The sequence below is a fragment of the Roseburia sp. MSJ-14 genome (assembly GCF_018918225.1).
GTDB lineage: Bacteria > Bacillota > Clostridia > Lachnospirales > Lachnospiraceae > Petralouisia.
Window position 1 is genome coordinate 69,371 of the sequence record NZ_JAHLQD010000023.1, and the last position, 12,835, is coordinate 82,205.

The 12,835-nt window shown below is 38.0% G+C and carries 12 protein-coding genes; 1 reads left to right on the forward strand and 11 read right to left on the reverse strand.

Annotated elements, in window-relative coordinates; translation table 11 throughout:
* Positions 1-6: 6 nt before the first annotated feature.
* The 5 genes from KQI83_RS16765 to KQI83_RS09455 form a co-directional block, all read right to left on the reverse strand.
* Complete coding sequence (locus KQI83_RS16765) at positions 7-180, reverse strand: hypothetical protein (protein ID WP_253295573.1); 174 nt, start codon at positions 178-180, stop codon at positions 7-9.
* On the reverse strand, positions 180-746 hold the full coding sequence (locus KQI83_RS16770; RefSeq protein WP_330622351.1) for an aldose epimerase family protein: 567 nt from the start codon (positions 744-746) through the stop codon (positions 180-182). The genes KQI83_RS16765 and KQI83_RS16770 overlap by 1 nt, the downstream gene beginning before the upstream one ends.
* Before the next feature lie 206 nt (positions 747-952).
* Positions 953-3,844 (reverse strand): EAL domain-containing protein, encoded by a 2,892-nt coding sequence (locus KQI83_RS09445; RefSeq protein ID WP_216556999.1) that lies wholly within the window; start codon positions 3,842-3,844, stop codon positions 953-955.
* 204 nt (positions 3,845-4,048) lie between these two features.
* Positions 4,049-5,314 carry a peptidoglycan-binding protein gene (locus KQI83_RS09450; RefSeq protein WP_216557002.1) on the reverse strand — a complete coding sequence of 422 codons (1,266 nt, stop codon included), beginning with the start codon at positions 5,312-5,314 and terminating at the stop codon, positions 4,049-4,051.
* Positions 5,315-5,354: 40 nt separating this feature from the next.
* Positions 5,355-5,549, reverse strand: coding sequence for a hypothetical protein (locus KQI83_RS09455; protein WP_216557005.1), 195 nt, complete (start codon positions 5,547-5,549; stop codon positions 5,355-5,357).
* Positions 5,550-5,727: 178 nt separating this feature from the next.
* Here KQI83_RS09455 and KQI83_RS09460 point away from each other — a divergent pair, with 178 nt between their 5' ends.
* Entirely contained in the window at positions 5,728-6,243 is a 516-nt protein-coding gene (locus tag KQI83_RS09460; RefSeq protein ID WP_216557008.1) for a flavin reductase, read from the forward strand.
* Between the two features lie 66 nt (positions 6,244-6,309).
* Here KQI83_RS09460 and KQI83_RS09465 read toward each other — a convergent pair whose 3' ends face one another.
* From KQI83_RS09465 to KQI83_RS09490, 6 genes are all read right to left on the reverse strand, one after another.
* Positions 6,310-6,831 carry a cysteine hydrolase family protein gene (locus KQI83_RS09465; protein ID WP_216557010.1) on the reverse strand — a complete coding sequence of 174 codons (522 nt, stop codon included), beginning with the start codon at positions 6,829-6,831 and terminating at the stop codon, positions 6,310-6,312.
* Positions 6,832-6,910: 79 nt separating this feature from the next.
* Entirely contained in the window at positions 6,911-8,890 is a 1,980-nt protein-coding gene (locus tag KQI83_RS09470; protein WP_216557013.1) for an oleate hydratase, read from the reverse strand.
* A gap of 127 nt (positions 8,891-9,017) precedes the next feature.
* Complete coding sequence (locus KQI83_RS09475) at positions 9,018-9,596, reverse strand: TetR/AcrR family transcriptional regulator (RefSeq protein WP_216557016.1); 579 nt, start codon at positions 9,594-9,596, stop codon at positions 9,018-9,020.
* 15 nt (positions 9,597-9,611) lie between these two features.
* The gene (gene ilvN / locus KQI83_RS09480) at positions 9,612-10,133 is read right to left on the reverse strand and encodes an acetolactate synthase small subunit (RefSeq protein ID WP_216557019.1); all 522 of its coding nucleotides are present in this window, start codon (positions 10,131-10,133) and stop codon (positions 9,612-9,614) included.
* A 12-nt stretch (positions 10,134-10,145) separates the two neighbouring features.
* Positions 10,146-11,864: a biosynthetic-type acetolactate synthase large subunit gene (gene ilvB / locus KQI83_RS09485; protein WP_216557147.1), complete on the reverse strand. Its 1,719-nt coding sequence runs from the start codon at positions 11,862-11,864 to the stop codon at positions 10,146-10,148.
* A gap of 20 nt (positions 11,865-11,884) precedes the next feature.
* Positions 11,885-12,835 carry an AEC family transporter gene (locus tag KQI83_RS09490; protein WP_216557022.1) on the reverse strand — a complete coding sequence of 317 codons (951 nt, stop codon included), beginning with the start codon at positions 12,833-12,835 and terminating at the stop codon, positions 11,885-11,887.

Sequence of the window (12,835 nt, forward strand, 5' to 3'; positions counted from 1 at the left end):
ATTTCTCTATTGTTCTACCTTTATTTCATATGAGTGTTCAAAAACTTCCTGCGGTTTCAGTTTATTTCCCCACTCTCTTTCTTCTAATGTACCTTCAAATGTCTCTCTGTCACATCTGCCATACCAAAGCTCAATGCATACAAATGGTGCGCGCTTCTTTTCCAGAGACCAGATTCCCACTACCGGAGCCTGGAAAGATACGGTAATATATGGTTTCTTCTGTGGTCTACCAAGGAAACTTTTCGCACCTGATATTTTTCTATGATATAGGTACTTTCATCAAAAAATCCTTCTTCAAACTTATGATAGCCGTGCTCTAATTTTAAGCCATTCTTGTGATTAAACATCAATCCATCTTCTGCGCCTATGAATGAATACATTACTTCCTCTTCTTCATCCATTACAATACCATAATCGCTCTGTTTTTCTCCTTCGTTCAATGGACACATAAATGCCGGATGTGCACCAATGGAAAAATGCATTTCTTTCTCTTTTTCTAAATTTGTAACCTTCCACATTACCCGTACTGTATCATTTTCCAAACGATATCCGATTTCTAACTGAAATTCAAATGGATAATTCTTCTTTGTATCCGGTGTTGCCTTCAAACGGAACCATATTTCTTCCGGTTCCTGTGAAACACACTCGAATTCCATATCTCTTGCAAATCCATGCTGGGATAAATGATATTCCTGTCCGTCATATCTATATGCATTATCACGAACACGTCTACAATCGGAAACAATACCGGTGAATGTCTACCCCAAAATTTTGCATCTGCATTCCACAAATATTCCTTTCCGCTTTTGTTTCCCCTCAGGGAAATCATTTCTGCTCCTTTGGTTTCAAAACCAACTGTCAATTGTTCATTTTTTAATTCATATTTCATTGTTTCGTCGCTCCCTTTATTTTTCTCTATTCCCCTTATATTTTACCTATTTTTTAGTCATTTTTAAATCATTTTTTCAAATTCTTCCATGGGAATTGGTTTTGAGAACAAATATCCCTGTGCCATGTCGCATCCAATTCCTTTTAAAAATTCTGCCTGCTTTAGCGTTTCCACTCCTTCGCACAAGGTACCTATCTTCATTTTCTTTGCCATTTCCACTACTTGTTCTACAATAATACTGCTTCGTTCTGATTCTGCTGTTTCATCCAAAAATCCTTTGTCAATTTTTAAAATATCCACCGGTAAATCTTTTAATAAATTCAAGGAAGAATATCCGCTTCCAAAATCATCAATGGATACTTTATAACCTTGCTTTTTACACTCCTGTATAAAGTCCTTTGTCATTCCCTGCGCACTTCCCATGATAGTCTCTGTCAATTCCAGCTCGAAATACTCTTTTGGTATCTGATATTTTTCAATTAGCTCGTTTAATCTCTGGAAAAAGTCATAGGTTCTTACATGCACTCTGGACACATTTACTGATACACAAATTTGTCTTCTTCCTTCCTGTTTCCACTTCTGCATGCGTTTCATTACCTGCTCATACACATAAAAATCAACCTGTATAATAAATCCGTTGCGTTCAAATAATGGTATAAAGTTATCCGGCGGAATAATCTTTCCACTTGGTTCTACCCACCTTACCAAAGCCTCTGCGCCTACAATTTCACCTGTGGGCAGATAATATTTCGGTTGCAAATAGACTTGAAACTCACCTTTTAAAAGTGCATCTTCCATCTTATTTTCAATTGCAATTTCCTGTGCTATTCTCTTTTTTATTTTTTCATCATAATAAGCGATATTCTCACTGGCACTTTCCTTTATGTTCTTTCTTGCCATAGATGCCTGATCTACATATCGGGAAATATCTTTTCTTTCTCCACCTGCTTCGATTACACAGATTCCCGCTTTTATGGTGATTCTATAACTCTGACGTTTTCCGGCATTTTCAAAAGAAATTTCCTTTCCCAGCGGACGCAACATTTCTTCTCGATAATCTTTTTCAGCCATCATTATCATGAAAACATCCGCCGCTTCTCTGGCATAAATTCCTACTCCTCCGAAAATTTCCTGTATTCTTTTTCCCAGTGTTTTAAGTATGTTATCCCCTATGCGAACACCAAAATCATTATTTATGAACTTAAACTTATTTATATCAATGGTAATTACTATGTATGCCTGTTCCTGGTTTTTCTCCAGAAGTTCCTGTGCCTCTTTGTTAAATTTCACCTCATTCCACAGTCCGGTTACTGAATCTGTCAATGCTAAATGCTTGTAATGCTTCTCTCTTTTGGAAATAATATATGCTACTGCAACAATCACTGCTGAAATTGCCAGCAATATATGCGGTATAAACTGGCGTACCACTTCCCATATGGTTGGTTTATAGGATATATTAATTGCATTCTCCGTTACACATTTTTGGAACTTTTCTTCCGGTATTTTATTTATGGTTTTATCCAGAATACTTTTTAATACAGAAGCATTTTGTGTATTTTCTCCAATTCCAATATAAATCGGTATCGTACGAGTCATATTCGGCACGATACGCAGCTGCTCATAATTACTAAGATTATACACCGTCTGTAGAAAAACAGAATTTACTGCTGTTAAATCTGCCTCTCCTTCATTTACCGCCTCCAAACATGTAGTTATATCCTTATACTCTTTGATTTCCCACTTTGGCTCTTCACTTTGAAAATACGATTGAATTTCTACAAAACATTTCGGCAAAGCAATTACTGCATTTTCCGGTATTTCCTCTCCCTTTCGCCCTACGATTGTATACTCTTCGGAAAGATAACTTTGGGAATACAGCATATGATATTTTTCTGCCAGTTCCCTATCCATATAGCTTCCTGCAATGATATCTGCCTCTCCATCCCGAACCATTTCCCATGCTTTTGAAAAATCTTTTATCGGAATATACTCAAACTTCAAGCCACTCTCTTGTGAAATTAACTCCATGGTTTCCGCATAAACCCCTGCATATTTATTTGTCTTTTCATCTGTATATTCAATTGGATAGCTGTCAGAATTATATGCCACTTTTATCGTAGGTTCACTTGAAACATACTCATATTCTTCTCTGGTGATTCCTGTCAGTTTTTGATACGGCACACCAAAAAACACTTCATGCAAAGCTGCAATATAAAAAGGTTGTTCACGTTTTAACTCTAAATCTGTTTTATTCAGCTTATCCATTAGCTGCGGATTATTTCCACTTACTGCAAAAGATTCCGGTATGGAATATGTTTTTCCTACATATTTAATATTATCAATATCTCTTAAGCTTGACACTAACATAATATCTATGGTTTTGTTATTCAGTGCCTCTTGTAAGCTCTCATAATCATCAAAATAAACCGGTTCATATGAAATTCCATTTTCCTTTGCATAACGAACCAGTGCGTTTTCCAAATCGGAGCTTGTATTTATTCCAATCTTTTTTCCATTAATATGCTGAAAATCATCAAAAAAGATATCTGTATTATTTTTTAATGCAGCCAACATTCCATACTCCAAAGCAGTTGTCTCTTTACAGAACAATAACTGATCTTTTTGAGCACAGTCTTTATGTATACCACATAATAAATCAATATCTCCATTTAATAACTTTTCAATCCGTTCACTCTCATTCACTTTCACAAATTTATACGTCCACCCGGCTCTTCTTGCCAATTCATTCAGATAAGTGACACCATATCCATATAAGTTTCCATCTTTATCTTCCTTTATCATTGGATCATATGGTGTATAACCTACTGTAATTTTCTCCTTTTCGTCCTTTTTCTCCTGTTGTTCCGCCGCAAATACCCTGGCTGAAAGTGCTGTTAAAACTAATACCATTATTGCAATTGTAACAATACTACATCTTCCATGAAATTTTCTCATAATTTTCAGCCTTTCCCCGTGTTTTTCTTTCTTCTCATAATAATTTAATTATACTTTCTCATGATTAAAAAATCAATCTATTATTTTTCTAAATATAAAGAGTCCGTTTGCCGGACTCTTTCGCACCCGAGCGGTGTCATTTATGACCAATTTCCTATTGCATAAAAAGAGCTGTGCACTAATTTCTTAGTACACAGCTCTTGCTTAATAAAGTTCTGCAATTCTTGTAACTCCCACATAAATCTCTGATATCTTATACCAAGTGGGATAATCTACTACTCCCGTTGCCGGAAGCCCGAATATGGATTGAAATTGTCTAACAGCTTCTGCCGTGGCTGAACCATAAGTACCATCTGTAGCAATCCTTGGAATAGAAGTATAAACCTGTGCAATTCGATTTAACTGCTCCTGCATCTGACGCACCTTACTTCCGGTAGAGCCTATGGTCAAATCAGACCCAGGCCAGGATGCCGGTACCCCTGAAATTTCTTCTGCTTCATTAATGTACATGTCATTTCCATAATAATACCGTATAATCTCAACCGGAGAGTAATTCTGGTCTCCCAGATACTTTGACCCCCACTGACTTAACCAATTGGGGCAAGTAACTCTCTGTCCATCACAATACTGGGTCAAAATCGGCTGTTTTACATTTGGTCGGGACAAATAATTGGCAAATATCTCATCCACAACTCTGGAAATGCTTTCAAAATAGTTTCTTCCATACATCCATTTGTGATCATAAGCGGTGGATGAAGTAATGGTAAAATCATATCCCTTGTTTCGATACCATTCCGTATAAACTCGATTTAATGTAAACGACATAATTGCCAAAATATTAGCTGTAATAGTAGATTCCGGCCAAGTGGCATATATCTCACTGGAGGCTACATTTTTTATATAATCCCGATATCTTACATAATAATCGCTTGCGGTGGAGTCTCCCGGTGTTCCATCATGTACAATGACGTATTCCGGTATTACTACTCTGCTCAAAACAATCTCGCCACTTTCATCTACCGGCTTTATTTCATCCTCTGCAATTTTAGGAGGATAATCTCCAAATAAGGTATGTGCCGGAATCACAATGTTTTTTAAATCTTCTTCTGATACCTCTATGGGCTCCATGCGCACTCCCTGCAAGGCAGTCTGCCCGGAAAACACATCCGTTCCATCTACATTCACAGGTCGATACCCTTCTGCCTCTACATGTACCGTATATTCGGAATAAGGCTGTGGTTGATTGGGTTCCATACTATACTCTAGCGGTGGTGCCGCCACGGATATTTCTTCTGTCTGCCCATTGGCATTGGTTCGTAATTCCTCCATTGGACTTTCCGGGTCAGCCGTATAGGAAATGGTTATCCTTGCATTTTCAACCGGAACATTTCCCACTACGGATGTGGTTTCTACCCGCAGCTTTCCCATATCCACATGATTCATCTGTGCCGCTCGCAATTTCTGATTCATAAATACCTCTATATTATGCATTTATTGGTATTCTATGCAATTACCCGTTAAAAATTTCCTCCATTCTACATTCCTGCTGATTTTCTAATGAAATATATTCTTCGTCCATCTTAAGTTTTCTGGCACACATTACTCCTGTAACACAGATTGCCAGAACGGCTAATGTCACTACCACTACTTTTCCTGTATTTTTCGTTTTATTTATACTCGCAAATTCGTCTTTCTTTTGCTTCATTTTCTTTTCCTCCAAAGACCTTTCACGCTTACCACGCCATAGTACCACTAGTTTGTGAAAAAATCTTGAATTTCATTCTACATTTTTCTTAAGAAATTATGAAAGCGTTCTAGGAATTTTTTTTGAAATGTTGTATACTTATGTTAACAAATGAATTTTATAAAAAAGGAGAATACTTATGCATCAATTCCAACCATATCCTGTGGATCTTTTAGAATTTAACCCTTTTACCAAGATTGGAAATGACTGGCTGATAATCACCTCGGGGGATGAACAAAAGGCAAACGGAATGACTGCCAGCTGGGGTGGACTTGGTGTTCTTTGGGGTAAAAACGTAGCTTTTATTTTCGTTCGTGAGAGTCGTTATACCAAAGAGTTCATTGATAATAGTTCCACTTTTTCCTGTACTTTTTTTGATAAAAAATATAAGAATGATTTAAAATACTTCGGCATTGTGTCCGGTCGTCAGGAAGATAAGTTCAAGACTTCCGGATTGAATCTGGACTACAAAGACGGTATACCTTATGTAGATGAAGGTAATTTTGTTGTTCTTTGCAAAAAAATGGCTGCTGTTCCAATTGAAGAAGCACATTTTCTTGATCCGGAAATTAAGGAAAAATGGTATTCCGGCAATGACGCTGATAACTTCCACACCATGTATGTCGGAGAAATTACAGATGTTCTTGCAAGATAAAAAAAGTCCGCCAAGCGGACTTTTTTTTCTTGCAATAGGAAATTGCAGCCTATCACATAATAAACTTTACACTACTTCAATCTGACACATACCCATAGTGGTAAGTGCTGCCTCATGAGACTGTGGTGTTACTCCTGCGCAACAGGATGCATCTACACAAATCCGATTTTCCGGCATTGCGGCTTTTAATAACAATGCATTCGATACCACACAAATATCGGTACACAAGCCAACCAATTCTATTTCCAATGGTTCTTTTTCATTTTCCGTCTTTAATAATTCCATTAGTTCTATCGAACCAAAGGTAGGCTTTTCTACTACAACTGCACTCTTTGTTACAACTTCAACTCTCTCATCCAGTTCCCATCCTTCTGTTCCTTTTATGCAATGAACTACCGGAAGGTGTTTTCCTTCTGAGGTTTCCAGATAATTTTCTCCATGGGTATCTTTTGTTACATAGATATCACTGACTGAGTAGCTCTGTATCTTTTTCACTACTGCCGGAACAATTTCCTGTGCCTCTTTTGTTCCCAATGAGCCATCTATAAAGTCCTTTTGCATGTCTACTACTATTAATATTTTTCGCATACGCTTCACTCCATTCCCCATTATTATATTTATACTCCCCACAAATATCAAGTAGCACAACACACTTTTTATATACATATTATTTCAACATGTAGTCTTTTAATACCTCGTGGTCTCTTAATACTTTTTCCACAACAGTACCTTTGATTGCACGAATCAATGGTTTCTTTAATGCATTCAATGGTCCAGGTAACTGAATTTCCAACGGGGATTTTCCGTCCATCAGTTTTACAGAACTATCTAAAAGCTCTCTTACATCGTAAACACTGCCCCATACTTCCGGTACACCTCTGTCTACACCCAATAATCCATAGACTGCTTCCATTGCAGTTCTTACAGAATACTCTGTTGTAAAAATAGTGTCTCTTGGTGTTTCCGCAAACTGTCCTAAAAATGCAAAGTTTACACATCCATCCGGGATTACATCCGGTCTGTCTCCCTTTGCTCTTGGCATAAAGAATGCGGTAATATATGGCATCATCGTCGGAACACAAACTGCTTCGTTTTCTGCCAACTCATCAATTTCCTCTACCGGCACTCCCATGTGGTATAACCACTCAGCAGTAATTTCTTTTCCGGTACACTCTTTCATTGGTTTTTTAATGTAATCACCCGGTACATCGGTAAACAGACTGTATACCCAGATACACACATCTTTTTTATCCTGTTCCTTGAACTGTCCCTGCCTGTTAATGGTCCAGCTAAGAAGCCAATTGGAATCCTTGGCACTTACAATACCACCGGTTACTACTTTTCCTGTTCTTGGATCTCTCTTACATATTTTTTCAATATAAGAAATAATCTTATCGCTGGAAGTTGTTACGGTTGCTGATTCCCAGTTCGTCTTAGCTACATCGGAACAGAACTTTTCCGGATGGCCAAATGATTCATCCTGTTTTGCGATGTTTTTCCAAAGGCTCCAGCAACCACTTGTACGAACCTCTGCGTCACCGTTTGGTGCATGATTCTGATCTCCGTAAATGGTTCCTTCGGTACAGCTTCCATTGGTTACAAATACCAAATCATTTTCTGTGAGCTTGATTCCCTGTTCTTTTCCGTCAACTTTGCACTCAATGACTTTTGCTACTTTTTTACCATCCTTGATGTCAAAAATAACATTAGTTACTTCTGTTCCAAATCTGAATTCTACTCCTGCTTCTTCCAGATATTTCTGCATTGGCATAATCAAAGATTCGTACTGATTATATTTTGTAAATTTTAATGCACTGAAATCCGGAAGTCCTGAAATGTGATGGATAAATCTCTGAATGTAAAGTTTCATTTCCAATGCACTATGCCAGTTTTCAAATGCAAACATGGTTCTCCAGTATAACCAGAAATTGGACTCAAACACTTCTTCATCAAAGAAATCTTCAATTGTTTTATCATACAAATCTTCATCTTTTGTCATAAACAATTTCATGATTTCCATGCAGCCTTTTTGGCTTAACCCAAATTTTCCGTCTGTATGTGCATCCTCTCCGCGATTTTGTGTAGCACGGCAAAGAGAATAGTTTGGATCTTCTTTATTTAACCAATAATATTCATCTAGTACGGAAGCTCCCGGTATTTCAAGAGATGGGATACTGTGGAACAAATCCCACAAACATTCAAAATGATTTTCCATCTCACGTCCACCACGCATTACATAACCTCTGGTTGCATCATAAATTCCATCACATGCGCCTCCGGCAATATCCATCGCTTCTAAGATATGAATATTTTTTCCCGGCATCTGTCCGTCACGCACTAAGAAACATGCTGCTGCAAGAGATGCCAATCCACTCCCTACCAGATAAGCCTGTTTTTCTTCCACGCCTTCCGGCTTCTTTGGACGAGCAAATGCTTCATAATTTCCATTGGTATAATAGATTCCTTTGCTGTTCTTTTCGTATTTTCCACGCTCTGTATTGCGGTATTCACTTTGTGTTTTTTCTACTCTTTCTTTGATTTCTTTTTTCTCTATGTTTTGTTTCTTCAAACTCTTGGCTGCTACCGCTGCTGCTCCTGCACCTGCTGCAAGCATTGCCATTCCTCGTACTATATTTTTCTTTGCCATAACCAATTACCTTCCTTTCCTGTGATTCTTCATTCACTGTTATCACTATACCTTTATTATCTTTTCCTTACAATTTACAAAATTGCCGGAATGAATAAAAATTATACATTCCGGCAATTTTGTAAACTTATTCTATTTTATGTTCTTTTCTGGCAATTTCAAAATTTCGTACAGAATTGGCTATATTTCCTCGTACGGTTAAACTAATCTTCTCCACAAGAATCTGCGGTTCTTCTTTCATGCCTTGTTTAATCCAGTCTAACATAATTCCTACAAAGCTATATTTATAAAAACCTGCAATAAATAATTTATCTTCTAACGATATTTCTCTTCCAACAGACTTTTCTTCTACTACGTTCTCAATCAAATCTCTGGTAAGTCCAAACAAATAGTTCTCAATCTGCTCCCTGCTAACGGTACGATACACATTTAAAATAAATGGTTTGTTTGCCAATACAGCCTGAAAGATTTGATATAATCCTTCCTGCCAGGTGTCATAGGTATTATTGTTCTGTAATGCCTGTTTTCCGTCTTCTTCACAACTCCATTCCACCAAATCATAAATATCTTTAAAGTGATTGTAAAATGTCATGCGACTGATTCCACAATCTTTTGTCAAATCGTTAATGGTTATTTTATCAAATGGTTTCTGAAGCATCAGCTTTTTTAAGGATGCTTCTAATGCTATTTTCGTTGTATTAGACATTTCAAGCTACCCCGTTTACTTTCTGTCATACTCGGTTTTTCCTGCACATGAGGTACTGATAGACTCAATGGCAACCGCTCCGCCACGCACTACCTCAATATGATGAAATCTGCTCTTTAACAATGCAATCAATTCATTATTTTTTCGTTCTGTGGCTTTGCACTCCAACAAGACACTGTCTTTTCCTATATCAGATACTTCTACATGAAATACCTGCGCAATCTGAAATACCTCTGCCTTATCTTCCGAAGAACAGTCCTTTACTTTTGCAAATAAAATCTCTTTCATATGAATTGGCACATTACTAAGGTCTATTACCTTAATTACCTCTACCATGCAATTCAACTGTTTCTTTATCTGTTCAAAGGTCACATCATCACTGCTGACACAAATCGTCATACGAGAGATTGTTTCGTCCTCGGTAGTTCCTACGGTAAGACTTTGCAGATTATAGGATTTTCCGGAAAAAAGACCGGAAACCTTGGCAAGGACACCTACTTCATTTTCTACATATAATGCAATCCATCTCTTTTTCATGTCCTTCCCTCCTTATTTTAAAATCATTTCACTCATGGGATTTCCGCTCTTTACCATGGGGAGTACAATTTCTTCTGTTGCTATCATAAACTCAATAATTATCGGTCCGCTCACCTTTTTGGCTTTTTCAAATGCAGGTGCAATTTCCTCTTCTTTGGTTACACGCATTCCGGTTGCCCCATAGCTTTCTGCCAGCTTTACAAAGTCCGGCTCATATGGTGGACATGACGGATTTGGTCCTTTACAATCCCTTGGACAGTTCTTTCTACGGCGCAAACAAGTTGCTTCGTAACGCTTGCCGTAAAATAGCTGCTGCATCTGTCGTACCATACCAAGATAATAGTTATTGAATACACACACAATTACATGTGCATTCTGCACCATGGCTGTTGCCAACTCCTGAATATTCATCTGCATACCGCCATCACCACTAATGCAGATAACTTCTTTGTCCGGACAACCTATTTTCGCTCCAATGGCTGCCGGGAATCCAAATCCCATGGTTCCTAAACCACCGGAAGTAATAAACTTCTTTTTCTCATTCAATTCAATATACTGTGTCGCCCACATCTGATGCTGACCTACATCGGTTACAATAATGCCTTCATCAAACTGTTCATTGATATGCTCCATAATCATCTGTGGAGTCATGCCATGATCTCTTCGCATTTCCAAAGGATTTTCCTTATCCCATTCACGAATCTGCGTAAGCCATTTATCTGTTTTCTGTGGTTCTGCCCACTCTAACATTTTTTCAATTGCAAGTCCTGCATCTGCTACGATTGGCACATCTACCACTACATTTCGTGAAATAGAAGCAGTATCTACATCTACATGGACAATCTGTGCCTTTGGTGCAAATTCATTCAAATCTCCGGTGATTCTGTCGTTAAAACGTGTTCCAATGGAGAACAATACATCACATTCACTGACTGCCATATTTGCAGCATAGCGACCATGCATTCCACAGTTTCCGATATAATATGGATGGGTAGTAGGAATTGCTCCCTTTCCCATAATCGTTGTAACTACCGGGATTTTTGTCTTTTCTACTAACTCTTGCAACTTCTCATTTGCCTTAGCAATATTTACACCACCGCCAATTAAAAACAGTGGTTTCTTCGCAGATTTTAACAGCTTATAGCCCTTTTTCAGCTGACCGATATGTACACTCTCATTTGGCTTATATCCTCGTATATTCACAGTCTTTGGATATTCTGCCGGCCCCGGTTGCGTCTGGATATCCTTTGGTAAGTCTACCAATACCGGTCCCGGTCTTCCGGTTCTTGCAATATGGAATGCCATTTTTAATATTTTTCCAAGGTCTTTTCTGTCACGAACCGTTACACCATACTTGGTAATACTGCGGGTCATTCCCACAATATCCACTTCCTGAAATGCATCATTTCCGATAAGATTCAAAGGAACCTGTCCTGTAATACATACCAAGGGAATACTATCTGAATGTGCATCTGCAAGTCCTGTCATGATATTCGTAGCTCCCGGTCCACTGGTCACAATGCAGACTCCCACTTTTCCGGTTGCCTTAGCATAGCCTTCTGCTTCATGTATTAACCCCTGCTCATGTCTTGGCAATACCAGTTCTATTTCTTCATGCTTATACAGCTCGTCCATGATATCCGTTACCATTCCTCCCGGATATCCGAATACGATATCAACACCTTCTTCTATTAATGCTTTTGCAAATAATTTTCTCCCAGTTATATCCAATGCCATATTTTCACCTCATCCTATATCAGTCCCATTGTTTTTAGCAGGAAAATCCATCCCGTCAGAGTAAATGCTGCAAGTAATGTTGTAGTCACTACAATACTTGCTGTCAGCACACCATCATTATTCATATTTTTTGCCATAATATAACAGCTTGGAGTTGTGGGTGATGCCAGCATAATAAGTAAAGCAATCATCTTTTCTCCGGCAAATCCCATCCATGCTGCTATAGGTAGAAAAACTGCTGCCTGCACAACTAACTTGATGAAAGAAGCTGCCAAAGTTGGTTTAATTTTCGCTAATGCTTTCTTTCCTTCAAATCCCGCGCCTAATGCAATTAAAGCTAACGGAGTTGCCATTTGTGCAACATTGTTTACTGTTTTATCCACTAATACAGGGAAATCAATTTCTAACAGAGAAGCCATAAGTCCTAAGAAAATTCCAATAATAATCGGATTTTTTAAAATATTAAGAAAAACATCTTTTATTTTATTTTTCTGACTTTCCTCCTCACCCTTTTGTGCCTCAAAGGTCAGTACAATGACTGAATAAATATTATAAAGCGGAACTGCTCCGACAATCATTAGTGGTCCCATAGCTGACTGTCCATAAATATTCTGTATAAACGCCAGTCCCATAACGGCTGCACTGCTTCGGAAAGATGCCTGTACAAAGGCTCCTGTCATGGTCTTGTCCTTCATGAACAGCTTTGTACCACCCCAGATTACCCAAAAGCAAACGGAACTTGCAATGGCGCAAAACAGTACATACTTTAAATCAAAGACAGCTTTAATGTCTACCGAAGAAAGATCCCGAAACAGTAAAAACGGCAATGTCACCTTAAAATTAAACTTATTCGCCACTGTTACAAAATTATCATTTAACATTCCGATTTGTTTCAATCCCCATCCCAGTACCATAACCAGAAAAATAGGAATTGTCACATTAATACTAAAAATAAAATTTTCCAT